General features: G+C 72.3%; 23 protein-coding genes. 17 read left to right on the forward strand and 6 right to left on the reverse strand.

Translation table 11 applies throughout. The features are described 5' to 3' along the window. Nucleotides 1–121: 121 nt before the first annotated feature. On the reverse strand, nucleotides 122–895 hold the full coding sequence (map, locus tag M1D46_RS10140) for a type I methionyl aminopeptidase (protein ID WP_271171731.1): 774 nt from the start codon (nucleotides 893–895) through the stop codon (nucleotides 122–124). A 245-nt stretch (nucleotides 896–1140) separates the two neighbouring features. Here map and rplS point away from each other — a divergent pair, with 245 nt between their 5' ends. The 7 genes from rplS (at nucleotide 1141) to dprA (ending at nucleotide 6559) form a co-directional block, all read left to right on the forward strand. Continuing rightward, entirely contained in the window at nucleotides 1141–1491 is a 351-nt protein-coding gene (gene rplS, locus M1D46_RS10145; protein WP_271171732.1) for a 50S ribosomal protein L19, read from the forward strand. A gap of 113 nt (nucleotides 1492–1604) precedes the next feature. Beyond that, nucleotides 1605–2372 (forward strand): signal peptidase I, encoded by a 768-nt coding sequence (gene lepB, locus M1D46_RS10150; protein WP_271171733.1) that lies wholly within the window; start codon nucleotides 1605–1607, stop codon nucleotides 2370–2372. Continuing rightward, nucleotides 2369–3028 carry a ribonuclease HII gene (locus M1D46_RS10155; protein ID WP_455969606.1) on the forward strand — a complete coding sequence of 220 codons (660 nt, stop codon included), beginning with the start codon at nucleotides 2369–2371 and terminating at the stop codon, nucleotides 3026–3028. Before lepB ends, M1D46_RS10155 begins: the two co-directional genes overlap by 4 nt. Nucleotides 3029–3081: 53 nt before the next feature. Further along, entirely contained in the window at nucleotides 3082–3408 is a 327-nt protein-coding gene (locus tag M1D46_RS10160; protein WP_271171735.1) for a DUF2469 family protein, read from the forward strand. 108 nt (nucleotides 3409–3516) lie between these two features. Then, nucleotides 3517–3879 (forward strand): YraN family protein, encoded by a 363-nt coding sequence (locus M1D46_RS10165; RefSeq protein ID WP_271171736.1) that lies wholly within the window; start codon nucleotides 3517–3519, stop codon nucleotides 3877–3879. After that, on the forward strand, nucleotides 3876–5402 hold the full coding sequence (locus M1D46_RS10170) for a YifB family Mg chelatase-like AAA ATPase (protein ID WP_456285473.1): 1527 nt from the start codon (nucleotides 3876–3878) through the stop codon (nucleotides 5400–5402). Before M1D46_RS10165 ends, M1D46_RS10170 begins: the two co-directional genes overlap by 4 nt. After that, entirely contained in the window at nucleotides 5399–6559 is a 1161-nt protein-coding gene (gene dprA, locus M1D46_RS10175; RefSeq protein WP_456285474.1) for a DNA-processing protein DprA, read from the forward strand. The genes M1D46_RS10170 and dprA overlap by 4 nt, the downstream gene beginning before the upstream one ends. 19 nt (nucleotides 6560–6578) lie before the next feature. Here dprA and M1D46_RS10180 read toward each other — a convergent pair whose 3' ends face one another. From M1D46_RS10180 to M1D46_RS10190, 3 genes are all read right to left on the reverse strand, one after another. Further along, nucleotides 6579–7613, reverse strand: a complete 1035-nt coding sequence (locus M1D46_RS10180; protein WP_456285475.1) for a helix-turn-helix domain-containing protein — start codon at nucleotides 7611–7613, stop codon at nucleotides 6579–6581. A 67-nt stretch (nucleotides 7614–7680) separates the two neighbouring features. Continuing rightward, nucleotides 7681–8154: a hypothetical protein gene (locus M1D46_RS10185; RefSeq protein ID WP_456285476.1), complete on the reverse strand. Its 474-nt coding sequence runs from the start codon at nucleotides 8152–8154 to the stop codon at nucleotides 7681–7683. Next, the gene (locus M1D46_RS10190; protein ID WP_271171741.1) at nucleotides 8151–8561 is read right to left on the reverse strand and encodes a DUF4383 domain-containing protein; all 411 of its coding nucleotides are present in this window, start codon (nucleotides 8559–8561) and stop codon (nucleotides 8151–8153) included. Before M1D46_RS10190 ends, M1D46_RS10185 begins: the two co-directional genes overlap by 4 nt. 129 nt (nucleotides 8562–8690) lie before the next feature. On the opposite strand from M1D46_RS10190, the gene M1D46_RS10195 reads away from it, so the two are divergent. After that, nucleotides 8691–9593 carry a tyrosine recombinase gene (locus M1D46_RS10195; RefSeq protein ID WP_456285477.1) on the forward strand — a complete coding sequence of 301 codons (903 nt, stop codon included), beginning with the start codon at nucleotides 8691–8693 and terminating at the stop codon, nucleotides 9591–9593. A gap of 28 nt (nucleotides 9594–9621) precedes the next feature. Here the strand turns inward: M1D46_RS10195 and M1D46_RS10200 are convergent, their stop codons facing one another. Continuing rightward, nucleotides 9622–10152 (reverse strand): murein hydrolase activator EnvC family protein, encoded by a 531-nt coding sequence (locus M1D46_RS10200; RefSeq protein ID WP_282977642.1) that lies wholly within the window; start codon nucleotides 10150–10152, stop codon nucleotides 9622–9624. A 308-nt stretch (nucleotides 10153–10460) separates the two neighbouring features. Here M1D46_RS10200 and rpsB point away from each other — a divergent pair, with 308 nt between their 5' ends. The 9 genes from rpsB (at nucleotide 10461) to M1D46_RS10245 (ending at nucleotide 17026) form a co-directional block, all read left to right on the forward strand. Further along, nucleotides 10461–11288: a 30S ribosomal protein S2 gene (rpsB, locus tag M1D46_RS10205; protein ID WP_282977643.1), complete on the forward strand. Its 828-nt coding sequence runs from the start codon at nucleotides 10461–10463 to the stop codon at nucleotides 11286–11288. 77 nt (nucleotides 11289–11365) lie between these two features. Further along, a complete protein-coding gene (gene tsf, locus M1D46_RS10210; RefSeq protein ID WP_282977645.1) occupies nucleotides 11366–12193 on the forward strand; it encodes a translation elongation factor Ts in 828 nt (275 codons plus the stop codon). A gap of 142 nt (nucleotides 12194–12335) precedes the next feature. Beyond that, nucleotides 12336–13049, forward strand: a complete 714-nt coding sequence (pyrH, locus tag M1D46_RS10215; RefSeq protein ID WP_271171746.1) for a UMP kinase — start codon at nucleotides 12336–12338, stop codon at nucleotides 13047–13049. A 65-nt stretch (nucleotides 13050–13114) separates the two neighbouring features. Next, nucleotides 13115–13669 (forward strand): ribosome recycling factor, encoded by a 555-nt coding sequence (frr, locus tag M1D46_RS10220; protein ID WP_271171747.1) that lies wholly within the window; start codon nucleotides 13115–13117, stop codon nucleotides 13667–13669. Between the two features lie 7 nt (nucleotides 13670–13676). Continuing rightward, a complete protein-coding gene (locus tag M1D46_RS10225) occupies nucleotides 13677–14666 on the forward strand; it encodes a phosphatidate cytidylyltransferase (RefSeq protein ID WP_271171748.1) in 990 nt (329 codons plus the stop codon). Beyond that, nucleotides 14663–15223: a DivIVA domain-containing protein gene (locus tag M1D46_RS10230; protein ID WP_282977647.1), complete on the forward strand. Its 561-nt coding sequence runs from the start codon at nucleotides 14663–14665 to the stop codon at nucleotides 15221–15223. The genes M1D46_RS10225 and M1D46_RS10230 overlap by 4 nt, the downstream gene beginning before the upstream one ends. 56 nt (nucleotides 15224–15279) lie before the next feature. Next, nucleotides 15280–16014 carry an aggregation-promoting factor C-terminal-like domain-containing protein gene (locus M1D46_RS10235; protein WP_271171750.1) on the forward strand — a complete coding sequence of 245 codons (735 nt, stop codon included), beginning with the start codon at nucleotides 15280–15282 and terminating at the stop codon, nucleotides 16012–16014. Between the two features lie 3 nt (nucleotides 16015–16017). Next, complete coding sequence (locus M1D46_RS10240; protein ID WP_271171751.1) at nucleotides 16018–16302, forward strand: hypothetical protein; 285 nt, start codon at nucleotides 16018–16020, stop codon at nucleotides 16300–16302. 10 nt (nucleotides 16303–16312) lie between these two features. Next, nucleotides 16313–17026, forward strand: a complete 714-nt coding sequence (locus tag M1D46_RS10245; RefSeq protein WP_271171752.1) for an alpha/beta hydrolase — start codon at nucleotides 16313–16315, stop codon at nucleotides 17024–17026. Here M1D46_RS10245 and M1D46_RS10250 read toward each other — a convergent pair whose 3' ends face one another. Beyond that, entirely contained in the window at nucleotides 17027–18076 is a 1050-nt protein-coding gene (locus M1D46_RS10250; RefSeq protein WP_421075468.1) for an AI-2E family transporter, read from the reverse strand. Nucleotides 18077–18109: the final 33 nt, after the last annotated feature.

Consider the following 18109-nt stretch of genomic DNA (forward strand, 5'->3'; position numbering starts at 1 on the left):
GGGTCACTTCGAGGTCGTGACACGAACGTAGGAGCGCGGTGTTTCCCGTCTGCGCGGCCCGGGGTTTCCCCGAGCGAACGTTTCGCTCACAACCGCCTGAGCGGCGGATGTGAGGACGGCGTCAGAGGTGCGAGCGGTCCGTCAGGACGATCGGGCCGTCCTCCGTGATCGCGATGGTGTGCTCGCTGTGCGCGCCGCGCGAGCCGTCCGCGCTGCGCAGCGTCCAGCCATCCGGGTCGGTGACGAGCTCGTCGGTGCTCTGCAGGAACCACGGCTCGATCGCGATGACGAGACCCGGCTTGAGCGGGAAGCCGCGCCCGGGGCGGCCGTCGTTCGGGATGTGCGGGTCGCCGTGCATGATGCGGCCCACGCCGTGGCCGCCGAAGTCGGTGTTGATCGAGAGGCCGTCGGCACGCGCGATCTGCGAGATGGCCGCGGAGATGTCGCCCACGCGATTGCCCACCGTCGCGGCGGCGATCGCCGCGTCGAGCGCGCGCTCGGTCGTGTCGATGAGGGCGAGGTCCTCGTCGCGCGGGGTGCCGACGACGAACGAGACAGCGGAGTCGGCGACCCAGCCGTCGATCGAGACCGCGAAGTCGAGCGTGACGAGGTCGCCGTCGCGCAGCGCGTAGTCGTGCGGGAGCCCGTGGAGGACCGCGTCGTTGATCGACGTGCAGATGACCTTGCCGAACGGGCTCGCGCCGAACGACGGGTGGTAGTCGATGTAGCACGACTCGGCCCCTGCCCGGCGGATGAGCTCGTGCGCGCGACGGTCGATCGCGAGGAGGTTCGTGCCGACCTTCGTCTCCTCGCGGAGGGTCGCGAGGGTCTCCGCGACGAACCGGCCAGCCGGCCGCATCTGCTCGATCTCGGCCGGGGTGCGCAGTTCGATCATGGGTGTGTCCTCTCGCTCGAACCTCCATTCTCCCCGATGCGCGGCGAGGGGCGGCACCCGCGGATCGTGGCGCGGGTCCTGGTGTGAGACAATGGGATGTCGTGCTGTGACGACCGCGCCCGTCGGCGCGGGCCGTTTCGCGCTCTGCCGCAGGGGAGCCGAGGGTCCACGGGATCCCACATGCACGTGCGATACCCCATTTTCGAAGGCGGTCGACCTGAGGCGGCCGCAGGAAGAGAACCGTCATGCACATTCTCGACGCCGTCGATGCGGCTTCGCTCCGCTCCGACGTCCCCGCGTTCGGCCCCGGTGACACCGTCAAGGTGCACGTGAACATCGTCGAGGGCAGCCGCTCGCGCATCCAGGTGTTCCAGGGCGTCGTCATCCGCCGTCAGGGCTCGGGCGTGCGCGAGACCTTCACGGTCCGCAAGATCAGCTTCCAGGTCGGCGTGGAGCGCACGTTCCCCGTGCACTCGCCGGTCATCGACCACATCGAGGTCGTCACGCGCGGTGACGTGCGTCGCGCGAAGCTGTACTACCTGCGCGAGCTGCGCGGCAAGAAGGCGAAGATCAAGGAGAAGCGCGAGAACGCCTGATCTCACGCGATCCGAGCAGACACCCCGTGCCCCGCGGCACGGGGTGTCTGCGTTCATGTGAGATTCTGGATGAACGCCCCCGTCACCTCGGCGGCGCGGACGCGAAGGACCCCATGACGAGCGACACCACGACCGCCGAGCAGCCGGAGCAGCGCGGACGGGGCATCCTGATGTTCCTGCGCGACATCGCCGTCATCGTGGTGGTCGCGCTGGTGGTGTCGTTCCTCATCAAGACGTTCATCGTCCGGTCGTTCTTCATCCCGTCGGCGTCGATGGAGGACACCCTCCAGATCGACGACCGCATCCTCGTGGACGAGCTCACGCCGCTGTGGACGGGCTACGAGCGCGGGGACATCGTCGTGTTCGAGGATCCGGGCGGCTGGCTCGATCCGCAGCCGAAGGCGCCCGAGCAGTCGCCGTTCATGGAGGCCGTCGACGGGCTCCTGACCCTCGTGGGGCTGTCGGCCGGCGATTCGGACGACCACCTCGTGAAGCGCATCATCGGGCTGCCGGGCGATCACGTCGAGTGCTGCAACGCTCTGGGGCAGATCACCGTCAACGGGGTGCCGGTCGACGAGCTCGGATACCTCAAGCTGCCCGAGGGCGACACCCAGGCCTCGAACGACCCGTTCGACGTCGTCGTGCCGGAGGGTGCCCTGTGGGTGCTCGGCGACAACCGCGACAACTCGCGCGATGCGCGCTTCCACACGGACCAGCCCGGCGGCGGATTCGTGCCGATCGACAACGTCGTGGGCCGGGTGTTCCTCCTCACCTGGCCGCTCGACCGCTTCGGGACGGTCGACGGGCACCACGAGGTGTTCCGGGGCATCCCCGACCGCGAGGACGAGGCCGAGGAGGAGAAGGCGAGCGCCGCGGGATGACCGTCGTCGCGCCGACCATCGCGCACGAGCGGGCGCTCCTCGCGGAGGCGCCGCTCGTCTTCGCGCTCGACGAGGTCGGGCGCGGCGCCCTCGCCGGGCCCGTGACCATCGGGGCATCCGTCGTGGACGCGGAGGCCGTCGCCTGCACGGTTCCCGAGGGGCTGCGCGACTCGAAGCTCGTCCCCGCCGGACGCCGCGCGGACGTCGCCGACCGCGCGGCCGCGTGGGTCAGGGCCAGCGCGCTCGGCTGGGCGACGGCCGCGGAGGTCGACGAGATCGGGATCATCCGCGCCCTGGGCCTCGCGGCCGTCCGCGCGCTCGCGTCGCTCGAGGAGCAGGGCTACGCGCCCGCGGCCGGGGTCGTGCTCCTCGACGGCAACCACGACTACATCTCGCCCGTGCGCGGCGCGGGGCTCGACATCCGCACGGTGGTCAAGGGCGACCGCGACTGCGCGTCGCTCGCTGCGGCATCGGTCATCGCGAAGGTCGCGCGCGACGGCCTCATGACCGGACTCCACGACGAGCTCCCGGTCTACGAATGGGCCAGCAACAAGGGCTACGCGAGCGCGACGCACCGTGCCGCGATCCGCGAGCACGGTCTGAGCGCGCACCACCGCCGGTCGTGGGCGATCGCCGACGCGCCCGCCCTGTTCTGAGCCGTCCTCGAGCGGCGCGACGCGGCATCCCGGACGCCTAGGATGGGAGGACCATGGATGACGATGTCTTCGAGGATTACGACCGCGAGCTCGAGCTGGCTCTGTTCCGCGAGTACCGCGACGTGGTCTCGCAGTTCCAGTTCGTGATCGAGACCGAGCGCCGCTTCTACCTCGCGAACGAGGTCGACGTCGTCCGTCACGACACCGAGACCGACTTCTACTTCGAGATCACGATGAAGGACGTCTGGGTCTGGGACATCTACCGCTCGGATCGCTTCGTGAAGTCGGTGCGCGTGCTCACGTTCAAGGACGTGAACATCGAGGAGCTGTCGCGCCGCGACTTCGAGCTGCCCGACGAGCTCTCGCTCGACGGCAAGTAGCATCCCCGCGCGGCGACGCCGTCTGCACAGGCGCGCCCCGCGGCGCGCCGTCTCCCCACCCGGCCGTCCGCCGCCGCATCCGGTCGTCCGTCCAGGCAGTCTGCCGTCATGGCACGGAAGGACGACCTCGGTCGAGCGGGCGAGGAGCGCGCGGCGCAGTACCTCTCATCGATCGGGTACGAGATCCTCGACCGCAACTGGCGGTGCGCTGACGGGGAGATCGACATCGTCGCGTGCCGCGGCACACGGCTCGCGGTCGTCGAGGTCAAGACGCGCACGGGCACGGCCTTCGGCCATCCGCTCGAGGCCGTCGACCGGCGCAAGCTGCGTCGGCTGTGGCGGCTCGCGGCGGCGTGGACACGCGCGCACCCCGGAGCGCTGCTCGGCCGATCCCTCCGGATCGACGCGGTCGCGATCGTGGGCGCCGATCCCGGGACGGGCGCCCTCGAGCATCTCGAGGACCTCCGATGACGGTCGCGCGGACGTGGGCGGTCGCGCTCACCGGGCTCACGGGCGAGCTCGTCGAGGTGGAGGCCGACGTCACGTCGCATCAGCCGGAGATCCGGATCATCGGCCTCGCCGACCGCGCGCTCGGCGAGGCCGCGCGCCGGGTCACGAGCGCGTGCGAGAACAGCGGGCTCATGCTCCCGTACCGGCGCCTCACCGTGAACCTGTCGCCGGCGGGGCTCCCGAAGCACGGGACCGCGTTCGATCTCGCGATCGCGGTGACCGCGCTGGCGACCGACGACCGCCTGCGCCGGTCATCGGCGGCCGAGGTCGTGCATCTCGGCGAGCTGGGGCTGGACGGGCGCCTGCGGCCCGTGCCGGGCATCCTGCCGGCCGTGCGCGCCGCGGTCGCCGCTGGCCGCACCCGGGTCGTGGTCCCCTGGGCGAACCGGGAGGAGGCCGAGCTCGTCGCGGGCGCCGAGGTGCGCGGGGCGATCTCGCTCGCTCAGGTAGCGGCGTGGCACGGCTCCGAGGTGGAGGTGCCGGACCTCCCGCCGATCCCCGGCCCGCCGGCGCCCGAGGCCGACGAGGACGACGTCGACCTCGCTGACGTCGTGGGGCAGCGCGACGCCGTCGAGGCGCTCGTCGTGGCCGCGGCGGGCGGTCACCACGTGCTCATGTCGGGCCCGCCGGGAGCGGGCAAGACCATGCTCGCCCGCCGTCTGCCCGGCATCCTCCCGCCGCTCGACGACGAGGCAGCCCTCGAGGCCGCATCGCTGCGGTCGCTCGCGGGGGAGCGGGTCGTGCGCCTCGACCGGCGGCCGCCGTTCGAGGCGCCCCACCACTCGGCGTCGACCGCCGCGCTCGTCGGCGGCGGGTCGCGCACCGTGCGGCCGGGTGCGATCGCGCGCGCGAGCCGCGGGGTGCTGTTCATCGACGAGGCGACCGAGGCGTCGTCGTCGACGCTCGACGCGCTGCGCCAGCCGCTCGAGCAGGGGCGGATCGACATCCACCGCGCGGGGTTCTCCGCGCGGTTCCCGGCGCGCTTCCAGCTCGTCCTCGCGATGAATCCCTGTCCGTGCGGGGAGTACGGCGTGCGCGGCGGGTCGTGCACGTGCTCTCCGCACATCATCCGCCGGTACGCGCAGCGCCTCTCGGGTCCGCTGCTCGACCGCATCGACATCGATCTGCGCGTCGAGCGGATCGCGAGCATCGCGCAGACGCGCGCGGGAGACGCCATGTCATCGGAGGAGGGGCGGCAGCGCGTGCTCGCGGCGCGGGATCGGGCGCGGGAGCGGCTGTCGGGAACGCCCTGGCGCATCAACGCCGAGGTCCCCGGGACGTGGCTGCGGCGCGGTCCGCGAGCGCCCGACGCCGCGGCGCTGCGGGGGCTCGACGCCGCGCTCCAGCGCGGGCTCATCACCCTGAGGGGCTACGACCGCGTGCTGCGGGTCGCCTGGACGGTCGCCGATCTGGCCGGCAGGGACCGGCCGGACGCGGCGGATGTGGGCAGGGCGCTGTTCCTGAAGAAGGGAGTCGTGGCATGACGCTGCTCGACGACGATCGCGTGCGCCGAGCGGGCGCGCCGCACAGCAGGGAGGAGCCGGCCCGTCTGGCGCGCGCGGTGTGGACCGCCATCGTCGAGCCGGGCGATGGGACCGCGGGCGCGCTCGTCGCGGCGCACGGTCCGGATGAGGCTCTGCGGATGGTCGAGGCGGGGCTGCACGACGGATCGCTCGCGGAGCTCGGGCTGGGCGCGCAGGCGCTCGCGGCCGCTCGGTCGCGGTGGCAGCCGCGGCTCGACCCCGCGCACGTCGCGCAGGCCCTCGCGCAGGGCGCTCGCGCGGGGCTGGTGCTCGTGACCCCGGAGGACGCGGGGTGGCCCGAGCAGCTGACCGACCTCGGCACGCACGCGCCGCTCGCCCTGTGGACGAGAGGCGACGTGACGGGCCTCTCGCGCATCGCACGCTCGGTCGCGATCGTGGGCGCACGCGCGGCGACGCCATACGGGGAGCACGTCGCGGCCGAGCTCGCGGGCGAGCTCGCGTCCCGCGGCATCGGCGTGATCTCGGGCGCCGCGTACGGCATCGACGGCGCTGCTCATCGCGCGACGCTCGGCGTCGGCGGGCTGACGGTCGCGGTCGTCGCCGGCGGCGCCGACCGCGTGTATCCCGCCGGGCACGCTCGCCTGTTCGCCGACATCGCGCGCGTCGGCGCGATCGTGAGCGAGACGGCGCCGGGCGCGACGCCGACCAAGTGGCGGTTCCTCCAGCGGAATCGGTGCATCGCCGCGCTGAGCGCCGCGACGGTCGTCGTCGAGGCCGGCGCGCGCAGCGGCACGCTGAACACGGCAGGGCACGCCGCGGCGCTCGGGCGACCGCTCGGAGCCGTGCCCGGACCCGTGACGAGTGCGACCTCGGCCGGCTGTCATCGCCTGCTGCGCGAGTTCGACGCGCACTGCATCACATCGGCCGCCGACGTCCTCGAGCTGATCGGCGAGGGAGCCGACGAAGCGACCGCTCTGGGCGGTCCATCCGCGGAGGAGGTCCGCGTCCGCGATGCGCTCGCCTCCCGCTCCCCACGCGATGTCGATGAGATCGCACGGCGCAGCGGGATGGCCGTGGAGGCCGTGCAGGCCGCGCTCGGCCTGCTCGAGCTGGCCGGCGCGGTGCGACGGACGGACGGCGGCTGGGTGCTCGCCTGAGATCCGAGGGTTCCTGCGCTCACGACCCTCCGGCGATCGCCGCAGCCAGCCAGCGGCCGAGGTCTCCGAGACTCGGGCCGTCTCCGTCACCCCGCGTGCGGTGGGCGCCGTCGAGAAGGGCGGCATCCGGGTGCGGGCCGCCGTTGACGATCGCGACCAGCTCGAGATAGCGGCCCTCGGTCGTGCGGTACTCCTCGTCCTCAAGGGCCTCGAGGGTGAGGCTGTCGACCGTGCGATAGCGCTCGGCGAGCCGTGCGCGGAGGTCGTCGTCGGCCGCGACGCCGAACGTCCCGGCGAGCTCGTCGACCAGCTGTGCGGCGAGGGAGGCCACGTGGGGATCGTCCGCCGCGAGACCCGCCTGGTGAGCGGCCGTGAGCCGGCGCATCAGGTCGGCGCCTGCCGAGTGGATGAAGTCCTGCACGGGAGGCGAGGACATCTCCGGACCGGGGAACTGCGCGTACGTCGCGTGCAGGTAGGAGCGGATCGCCGCGCGGAACCGATCATCCTGCAGGAGCTCCGCGAGGCTCAGCCAGGCTTCGAGATGCTCGGGGGCCGGGTCGGGCGGCAGCACCGGCCGCACGTCGCGGATGCGCTCGGACGCCTCCTGCGGAAGGCCGGCGGTGACCTCGTCGAGGAAGTCGTCGATGAGCCGCTGACGCTCGGCATCGGGCATCGTCACGAGCCTGCGCAGGAGGTTCGCGCGCTCCGCCGTGCCCTCCTGTCGCACGAGCGCGCGGAGGACGGCGCGCTTCGCGTCCAGATCCGCGGCCCGCGTCTCGATCACGTGGAGATGCTCGGCGAGCACATCCCGCAGCGAGCTCGTCCCGGCGAGCACGCGGCGCACCTGCGGCAGACCGGTCTCGAGGTCGCGCAGCGTGCGGACGAGCTCGAGCCGGGCGATCGCGTCCACGTCGTAGAGGCGATGGCCTCCGTCGGTGGCGTCGGTCGCGTCGACGAGTCCCTCGTCGTCGTAGTAGCGGATGGCGCTGACGCTGAGTCCGGTGCGATGCGCCACCTCGCCGATGGAGGAGAGAGCGTTCTCGGAAGTGTTCATGTCCTCACCCTGAGGCCTCAAGCGGCTTGAGATGCAACCCCGATCTCCCGACAGCGGCTCCTCGCTCTCAGTGCGCGTGCCCGCCGTGCATCTCGCCGTGCGGCACCGCCTGCGTCCCGGGCTCGGTGAGCGACAGGGCAGGCGTCGTGACGGCCGCCACGAGCGTCGCGCCCAGGAGCATGCCGAGGACGGCGCGCGCGGTGCCGCCGCGCGCGGGGCGGGCCCGGCGGCGCACGGCGCGCGCGGCGGCCGCCGCCACGACGAGCAGGAGCGCGATCGCGACGGCCATCGGAGCGGGACCCATCCCGCCCGCGACGCCGATCACCGTCGTCAGGAGGGCGAGGGCGAGCGAGCCGCCGAGCGCCGCGCGCGACGCGACGATGCGCCCGGCACGCATGGCGGCCGCGCCCCAGCCCAGCTCGGCGACTCCGGCGGCGCACAGGAGAGCCAGCAGCCACCAGGGGGACCCCGCGGCGACGGCGAGATGGGCCAGGCCCGCCCCGCACGCGGCGAGGGCGGGCCAGGTGCCGGTGAACGTCACGCGATCGACTCCCGCCCCACGGACCGCTCGGCGCCGAGCCCCACCGCGAGGAGCACGAGAGCGCTCGCGAGGTGCAGGACGTGGTCTGCGGTGTTGAGCGCGAGGATGTTCAGCGCCGTGCCGGCGAGGAAGAAGCCCGCGATCCCGAGGAGGAGGTACGCGGCGCCGACGGTCGCGTTCACGGCCCTCGCCGCACGGACCCCTGCCATCCCGGCCGCGACGAGCGCGGCGCCGATCGCGAGGTGCGCGATGTTGTGGAGCGGATTCACCTGGAAGATCCCGAGCAGCAGCCCGCCCTCCGTGGCGAGGAATCCGACGCCGCCCGTCACGGCGAAGCCGAGCAGCCCGACGAGGACGTACACGGCTCCGAAGACGGTGGCGACGATCCGATTGACTGAGGTGCGCATGAGCTTGCTCCGTTCTGGCACGGTCCATCCGTGTCGATCTCTCTTCGGAGCCGCCGCCGATCCGGATGGGCGGCGTGCGAACCGGCGCGGCGCGCCCGGTCCCCGCGCGGGCCGGGGCACCATCGGAGGATGCAGCTGCTCCGCGCGATCGACGCGTTCGGCGCGCATCTCGAGACGGTGCGGCGCCTCTCGCCCGCAACCGTCCGCGCCTACCGAGCCGACCTCGCCGATCTCGCCGATGCGGTCGGCGATCGCGAGCTCGCCGACGTCGACCTCGACGCGCTGCGCGACTGGCTGTGGCGCGCGACGCAGCGCGGCGACGCGCGCTCGACCGTCGCCCGGCGCACGTCGTCGGCGCGCGCGCTCTTCCGCTGGGCTCGCGAGGAGGGCCTCATCGAGGTGGACCCGAGCCTGCGCCTGGTCACGCCGAAGCGCGGCCGGACCCTGCCGCACGTCGCCGCGGCACCCGCCCTCGACGACCTCCTGCGCCGGATGGCCGCGGCTGCGGCCGACGGCGACCCGCTCGCGCTGCGCGACCACGCGCTCATCGAGCTCCTCTACGGCGCGGGCGTGCGGGTCTCGGAGCTGTGCGGCCTCGACGTCGACGACGTCGATCTCGATCGCGCCACGGCGCGCGTCGTCGGCAAGGGCGCTAAGGAGCGTGTCGTGCCGTTCGGAGCGCCGGCCGCGCGCGCGATCGCCGCGTACCTCACGCGCGGGCGCCCGGCCCTGGCCGCGCGCGGAGATGGAGCAGGCGCCGCGCTCTTCCTCGGCGCCCGCGGTCGGCGCGTGGGGCCGCGCACGGTCTACGAGCTCGTCGCCCGCACCGTCGCGCCCGCGATGGGCGTCGAGACGGTGGGGCCGCACGCCCTGCGGCATTCCGCCGCGACGCACCTCCTGAATGGCGGCGCCGACCTCCGCGCGGTGCAGGAGATCCTCGGTCACGCGAGTCTCGGCACGACCCAGATCTACACGCACGTCTCCTCCGAGCGCCTCGCGGCGGCCTACCGCCTCGCGCATCCGCGCGCCTGACGCGCGATCGCCCGGAGGCGAGCCGCGCTCAGCAGCAGGGGAGGAGCACCGCCCGGGGAACCCCGCCGAGCAGGAGGAGCGGGTTGATGTACTCGCCGTGGAGGCGCACCCCGAAGTGCACCGCGCCGGGCGCGGCGTGGCCGCCCGACGCGAGCGCGCCGATCTCCTGCCCGCGGGAGACCGCGTCGCCCACGGCGAGCTCCGTCGTCGCGGGCTCGAGCGTCGTGACGAGCCCGTCGCCGTGGTCGATCGTCAGGAGCGGCCGGTCGACCACGACCCCCGCGAATGCGATCACTCCCGACGCCGGGGCGCGCAGGGGAGCGGCATCGGCCGCGAGGTCGATGCCGCGGTGCCCCGGACCGTAGCGGTGCGGCGGCGCCTCGAAGGGGCGGACGATCCGGACGTCCTGGCTCACGGGCCACACCCACTGCTCGGCGGTCTCGATGCGGACCTCGGTGTCGGCCGGTGCCGCGGACGGCGCATGCGCCGCCGCGGGAGCCGCGCCGGCGCACACGAGTGCGACCAGGAGGACGAGGACGGAGCGGGCTGTGCGCTGCATGTCCTCAGCCTCGGCGCGCGCGGCGGCCCGCTTCGCTCGAATGCGCGGCGGGGGACGAGGGAGCCGCGTGTCGCGCGCCTGTGCACGCGCCGTGGGGGAGACGAGCGCCTGGTATGCTGGGGGATGCATCCCGTCTCGGGATGACTACGCGTGCCCTCAGCGACCTCGTCTCCGGACGATCGTCGTGGCGCGACTCCCCTCGGTCCCTTCTCGAAGGGCGGGAGTGCGTCGGGCACCAGGCTCGCCGATCGTCCGATCGGCGGAATCAACCGCATGGCGCGCGAGCGCCCAGATCAAGGAGCACGACCATGGCCGTCGTCACCATCCGCCAGCTGCTCGACAGCGGCGTCCACTTCGGACACCAGACCCGTCGCTGGAACCCGAAGGTCAAGCGCTTCATCCTCACGGAGCGCAGCGGCATCCACATCATCGACCTCCAGCAGTCGCTCGGCTACATCGACAAGGCCTACGACTTCGTCAAGGAGACCGTCGCGCGCGGCGGCACCATCCTCTTCGTCGGTACGAAGAAGCAGGCGCAGGAGGTGCTCGCCGAGCAGGCGACCCGCGTGGGCCAGCCCTACGTCAACGAGCGCTGGCTCGGCGGTCTGCTCACCAACTTCTCGACCGTGTCGAAGCGCCTCGCGCGCATGAAGGAGCTCGAGGAGCTCGACTTCGACGACCCGGCCGGCACGGGCTTCACCAAGAAGGAGCTCCTCCTCAAGCGCCGCGAGCTCGACAAGCTCCACAAGTCGCTCGGCGGCATCCGCAACCTCAGCAAGACGCCGTCGGCCCTGTGGGTCGTCGACGCCAAGCGCGAGCACCTCGCGATCGACGAGGCGAAGAAGCTCGGGATCCCCGTCATCGGCATCCTCGACACGAACGTCGACCCCGACGACCTGCAGTACCCGATCCCGGGCAACGACGACGCCATCCGCTCGGTCTCGCTGCTGACGCGCATCATCGCCGACGCCGCCGCCGAGGGCCTCCAGCAGAAGCACAACCCCGAGGGCGAGGCCGAGCCTCTCGCCGAGTGGGAGCGCGAGCTCCTCGAGCAGGGCTCGACCGAGGCGCCCGCCGAGGTCGCGGAGGCTCCCGCCGCCGAGGCCGCGCCGGCCGAGGCTCCCGCAGCGGAGTAATGCTCGACGAGGCGGGCCCCACCGGGCCCGCCTCGCTCAGGTCACCGTTCCACCACGAACAAGGAGAGCCAGCACCCATGGCCAACTTCAGCATCGCCGACATCAAGGCTCTGCGCGAGCAGCTCGGCACCGGCATGGTCGACACCAAGAAGGCGCTCGAGGAGGCTGACGGCGACGTCGAGAAGGCCGTCGAGATCCTCCGCCTCAAGGGCGCCAAGGGCAACGCGAAGCGCGCCGACCGCGCGACGAGCGAGGGCCTCGTGGTCGCCCGCGAGCAGGGCGGCAAGGCGACGCTCGTCGAGCTCGCGTGCGAGACCGACTTCGTCGCGAAGAACGACCGCTTCATCGCGCTCGCCGACAAGGTCGCCGACGCCGCCGCCGCGGCCGCCGCCGACTCGGTCGAGGAGGCCCTCGCGGCCACCGCGGGCGACCAGACGGTCGAGCAGCTCATCTCCGATGAGGCCGCGATCATCGGCGAGAAGGTCGAGCTCCGCCGCGTCCGCACCCTCGAGGGCGACGCGTTCCAGGTCTACCTGCACCGCACGAGCAAGGACCTGCCCCCGCAGGTCGGCGTCATCGTCGCGTACACGGGCGACGACGCGGAGACGGCGCGCAGCATCGCGCAGCACATCTCCTTCGCGAACCCGTCCTACCTCTCGCGCGACGAGGTCCCCGCGGCCGACGTCGAGAAGGAGCGCGAGATCGTCACCGAGATCTCCCGCAACGAGGGCAAGCCCGAGGCCGCCCTCCCGAAGATCGTCGAGGGACGCGTGAACGCGTTCTTCAAGCAGGTCGCGCTGCTCGACCAGGACTACGCGAAGGACAACAAGCTGTCCGTCGCGAAGGTCGCGCAGGACGCCGGCATCACGATCACGGGCTTCGCGCGTTTCAAGGTGGGCGCGTAACGACGTGACGGAAGGGGGCTCGGATCCGCGGATCCGAGCCCCCTTTCTCTGCGCGCGGAGGTCGACACGCGACATCCGCGTGCCTCCACAGGGAGCTGCCGCCTGCGACCGGTAGCGTGTATCGGCGACGAGAGGATCCACAGTGAGCGAAGTGACCAAGCGGCGGGTGCTGCTGAAGCTGTCCGGCGAGGCGTTCGGGGGAGGGCAGCTCGGGGTCAACCCGGATGTCGTCAGCCAGATCGCGCGCGAGATCGCGGAGGCGTCACAGGACGTCGAGGTCGCGGTCGTCGTCGGCGGAGGCAACTTCTTCCGCGGCGCTGAGCTCTCCAAGAGCGGCATGGACCGGGCGCGCGCCGACTACATGGGCATGCTCGGGACGGTCATGAACGCCCTCGCCCTGCAGGACTTCCTCGAGCAGGCGGGCGCCGCCACGCGCGTGCAGTCCGCGATCGAGATGCGCCAGGTCGCCGAGCCGTACATCCCGCTGCGCGCGGAGCGCCACCTCGAGAAGGGCCGCGTCGTCATCTTCGGCGCGGGCGCCGGCCTGCCCTACTTCTCGACCGACACGGTCGCCGCGCAGCGGGCCCTCGAGATCCGCGCGACCGAGGTGCTCGTCGCGAAGAACGGCGTCGACGGCGTCTACACGGCCGATCCGCGCACGGACGCGACGGCGACGCGACTCGACCACGTCACCTACTCGGACGCCCTCATGCGCGGCCTCAAGGTCGTCGACGCGACGGCCTTCAGCCTCTGCATGGACAACGGGATGAACATGCGCGTGTTCGGCATGGAGCCCGCCGGCAACGTCACGGCCGCCCTGCGCGGCGAGCCCATCGGCACGCTCGTCACGGCGTGACCTCGCCGGGCGCCGGCACGGCGCCCACTAGACTTTTCCCAGCACCACCGACGAATGGAGTCACCGTGATCGCGGACGTTCTTGCCGATGCCACTGCCCGGATGGATCGGGCCGTCGAGGCGGCGAAGGAGGACTTCGCGACCGTGCGGACCGGCCGCGCGAACCCGCAGCTCTTCCAGCGCATCCTCGTCGACTACTACGGCACGCCCACGCCGCTCCAGCAGCTCGCGTCGCTCGCGAACCCCGAGGCGCGCACGCTCATCGTCACGCCCTACGACAAGTCGGCCCTCAAGGCGATCGAGGACGCGATCCGCGAGATGCCGAACCTCGGCGCCAACCCGACGAACGACGGCAACATCGTGCGCATCACGATGCCGGAGCTCACGCAGGAGCGCCGCAAGGAGTTCGTCAAGATCGTGCGCACGAAGGGCGAGGACGCCAAGGTCCGCCTGCGCGGCATCCGCCGTCAGGTGAAGGACGACCTCGACGCGCTCCGCGACGAGATCGGCGAGGACGACATCGTGCGCGGCGAGAAGGAGCTCGACGCCATCACCAAGGCGCACGTGGACAAGATCGACGAGGCGCTGAAGCACAAAGAGGCAGAGCTCCTCGAGGTCTGACCTGGCGATGACGGACGTCCCCGGATCGGAGCCCCCGAGCGAGCCGCGCGGCGAGCAGGGCACGTTCCACGAGCGCGTGCACGCGGCGCGCGGCGAGTTCGAGCATCAGGTCGCGCATGCGCGCGAGCAGTTCGAGGAGAAGAACGAGCGCATCAAGCAGCGCACGGGGCGCGACCTCATCGCGGCGATCCTCGTCGGCGTCGCAGCGGGCGCGGCGGTCGTCGTCTCGCTGCTCGTCGTGAAGTGGCTCTTCGCCGTCGTCGCGCTGCTCGTGTCGGTGCTCGGCGTGCACGAGCTGTGGCGCGCGCTGCGCGACGGCGGCCGGCGCATCGACCTCGCTCCGCAGCTCGCGGCGGTCGTTCTCATCCTCGCCGCCGGCTACTTCGCCGACCTCTGGCTGCACTGGGTCGCCCTCTTCGCCGCCATGGCGCTCATCGTCGTGTGGCGCCTCCTCGCGCAGATGACGGCGCAGGACGGCCGCACGCCGCAGGACGTGCTGGCCGACGTGCTCGTCGGGGCATTCGTGCCGCTGTACGTCCCGTTCCTCGCGAGCCTCGCGCTCGTGCTCCTCCGCGAGGACCGCGGCGAGTGGTGGATCCTCGCGTTCCTCATCGTCGCGGTGGTCGCCGACACCGCGGCGTACGCATCCGGACTCGCGTTCGGCCGCCATCCGATGGCCCCGCGCATCAGCCCGAAGAAGACCTGGGAGGGATTCGCGGGCGCTGCCCTGGGTGCGCTCGTGGCGGGCGCGCTCCTCGCGCAGTTCATGCTGGGGATCCCGTGGTGGGCCGGTCTCGTCTTCGGCGCGGTCATCCTCTGCACGGCGACCGCGGGTGATCTCGGCGAGTCGATGATCAAGCGCGATCTGGGCATCAAGGACATGTCGTCCGCGCTCCCCGGCCACGGCGGAGTGCTCGACCGGCTCGACAGCATCCTGCCGTCGGCGGTGGCGACGCTCGCCCTGCACTTCCTCCTCTCACCTCTGGCGGTATCGTGACGGACTCCTCGACCACCCTGCCGTTCCCCCTCGCGACGGGCCGCGAGAAGGGGTACCAGCGCGACGCGGTGGATGCCTTCCTCGCTCGCGCCCGTGCCGCCTTCGAGCAGCAGGGGGACGACGAACTCGATGCCGAGCAGGTGCGCTCGGCGGCCTTCCCGCTCGTGCGCGGCGGATACCGGATCTCCGCGGTCGATGCGGCCCTCGCCCGAGTCGAGGACGCGTTCGCCGCTCGGGAGCGCGAGCGCGCCGTCAGGACGGAGGGCGCCGACGCCTGGGTCGAGCGCACCCGCCGCGAGGCGCAGGTGGTGCTGGACCGACTCCAGCGGCCCGAGGGGGAGCGCTTCGCGCGCGTCGGCCTCCTGCGGTACGGATACGCCCGCTCCGAGGTCGACCTCGTGGCCGATCGCATCGTCGCCTACCTCGCGCAGGGCGCCCCGCTCACGGTCGAGCAGATCCGCCAGACGGCGTTCCGGATGACGCGCGACGGCTACCGCGAGGAGCAGGTCGACGCGGTCCTGGACGCGGTCATCGAGATCATGCTCGCCGTGCGCTGACCACCCGGGGGCCGGGTATGTCACAGTCGCATAACACACGCTAGACTCGAGGAACTGTGACTTCCGGACCCGAGCAGACCCGAGCCCTCACGCGCCGCGAGGCGCGCGCCATCGCGACCCAGCACGCGGCGCTCCTGCAGACGTCGACGCACGAGCGCACGCCCCGGCGTCGCGTGATGTCGGTGCTCGCGGGGCTCGCGGCCTTCGGCCTCCTGGGCGGCACGATCGTCACGACCGGCGCCTCGATGGCGCAGGCCGAGCAGGCGACCGAGGGGACGTCGTCGTTCGCCACGGCAGCCGACGAGGCGCAGGTCTACATCGCCGCGGCGGACCTCGCGCACGCGGGCAGCCTCGACTTCGGCGCCTACGAGGTGTACGTCAAGCCGACCCCCACGCCGACGCCCACCCCCGAGGTCGCGGAGGTCCCCGAGGGCGGCCAGCAGGCCCCTCAGCAGGAGAGCTGGGCCGCGCCGTTCGTCGCACCCGACCCCGGCACCGCGCAGGCGATCGCCTACGAGATGGTGACCGGCCGCGGCTGGAACGACAGCGAGTTCGCCTGCCTCGTCGCGCTCTGGAACCGCGAGTCGGGGTGGAACGTGAGCGCGTACAACCCGTCCAGCGGCGCCTACGGCATCCCGCAGTCGCTCCCGGGCAGCAAGATGGCGAGCCACGGCGCCGACTGGCAGACGAATCCCGCGACGCAGATCGCGTGGGGGCTGGACTACATCGGCGGGCGCTACGGCACGCCCTGCGGCGCGTGGGGGCACTCCGAGTCGGTCGGCTGGTACTGAGCCGTGCCGCGGTCGAACCGCCGCCGGCGCGACAGCGGCGGCGACGCCTCGCTCGACCGCCTCATCGCCGGCTGGCGTCGCACGGAGTTCCGGCGCGGACACGAGTGGTCGGTGCAGCCGGTCGGTCCCGGCCGCTCGGAGAAGACGTACGCCTGCCCCGGCTGCGCGAACCTCATCGAGATCGGCGCCGCGCACGTCGTGGTGTGGCGCGAGGACGGCGTCCTCGGCCCCCAGGCGGATCTCGCCGCGCGCCGTCACTGGCACACCCACTGCTGGAAGCTGTTCTGAGGAGGACCGGATGGAGATCCGCGGAGCCGCCCTGCTGCCCGCGCGCCGCGAGGACATCGAGCTGCGCACGTCCGACGGGCTGACGCTCGTCGGGGAGCTCGCGACGCCGCTCGAGCGAGAGCCGGTCGCGACCCTCGTCACGCTCCACCCGCTGCCCACGGCGGGCGGGTTCATGGACTCGCACATCATCCGGAAGGCCGCAGCGCGCCTCCCCGCGCTCGCGGACCTCGCTGTCCTGCGCTTCAACACACGAGGGACGACGTCCCCGCGCGGTACGAGCGAGGGGGCCTTCGGAGACGGCGTCGCGGAGGCGGCCGACCTCGCGGCCGCCATGGACCTCGTCGCAGAGCGCGGTCTTCCCCGCCCCTGGCTTCTCGGATGGTCCTTCGGGACCGAAGTCGCGCTCAAGCACGGCCGTCCGCATCCGATCGAGGGCGCCATCCTGCTCTCCCCGCCGCTGCACCGGGCCGGGGACGACGACCTGCGCGCCTGGCAGGGCGACCCCCGGCCGCTCGTCGCGCTCATCCCCGAGTTCGACGACTACCTCCGCCCCGCGGAGGCCGCCGAGCGCTTCGCGCTCATCCCGCACCTCCGGCTCGTGCCCGTCGAGGGCGGCAAGCACCTGTGGGTGGGCGAGAAGCAGACCGCGCGCGTGCTGAACGAGATCGTCGAGGTCGTGAATCCCGCCGCGGCCCCCCTGCCGACGGAGTGGCCCGACGCCTGATCAGCGCGCGTTCATGCGCGGGATGAGCACCTGCCGGTAGATGATCAGCACGCTCGCGGCCACCGGGATCGCGATGAGCGCGCCGAGGAGGCCCAGCAGCGCGCCGCCCGCGAGCGCCGCGATCACGACGACGCCGCCGGGGACGGAGACCGCCCGGCTCATGATGCGGGGAGACAGGACGTACGCCTCGATCTGCATGTACACGAGGTAGTAGACGGCGGCGATGATCGCCGTCGTGGGGGAGCCGAGTCCGGGGATCAGACAGGTGAGAGCGATGATCGTCGAGCCCGAGATCGTGCCGACGAGCGGGATCATCGAGCCCAGGAAAGCGACGACCGCGAGGACGGTCGGGTAGGGGGCGTCGATGATCGTGAGGAAGATCGCGCTGAGCACGCCGTTGATCGCGGCGAGCGTGATCTGGCCCATGACGTAGTAGCCGACCGAGTCGGTGATCTGCTCGGCGATGTTCGTGAAGCCCTCGCGCTTCGACGCGGGCACCATGCGGTAGAGGGCCGACTTGAGCGACGGGGTCGACGCCGTGAGGTAGATCGTCAGGATGAGCACGATGAACGCGCCGAAGAGACCCTGGACGACATTGAGCGTGACGCCCACGACGCCTTCGCTGATCGTGTCGATGTTGCTCGTGAGCCAGTCGTTCACGAAGTCGAGGACGGTGTCGATCTCGAGCGTCGGGAAGGTCACGAGCGACCACTCGCGCAGATCGTCGAGGAAGGTCCCGCGGTTGACGATGAGCGTGATCTGGCCCACCAGCTGCCCGATCTGATCGACGAGCACCGGCAGGATGATCAGGACGATCCCGGTGAAGAGCCCGAGGACGGCGAGGATCGCGATCGTGACGGCCAGCCAGCGCGGGAGGCGGCGGCGCTCGAGCCACGAGACCACGGGGTCGAGGCCGAGCGAGATGAACAGCGCCGTCCCCACGTAGAGGATGATCGTCGAGAGCGACTGCAGGCCCTCGATGAGCAGCAGCCCCAGGCCGACGCCGAGCGTCGCGACGAGCGCGAGCCGGAACGGGTTGTGGATCTTCATACGCGCCCTTCTCCCGGCCGACGGCTGCGCGCC

Source organism: Microbacterium sp. JZ70, assembly GCF_053903225.1.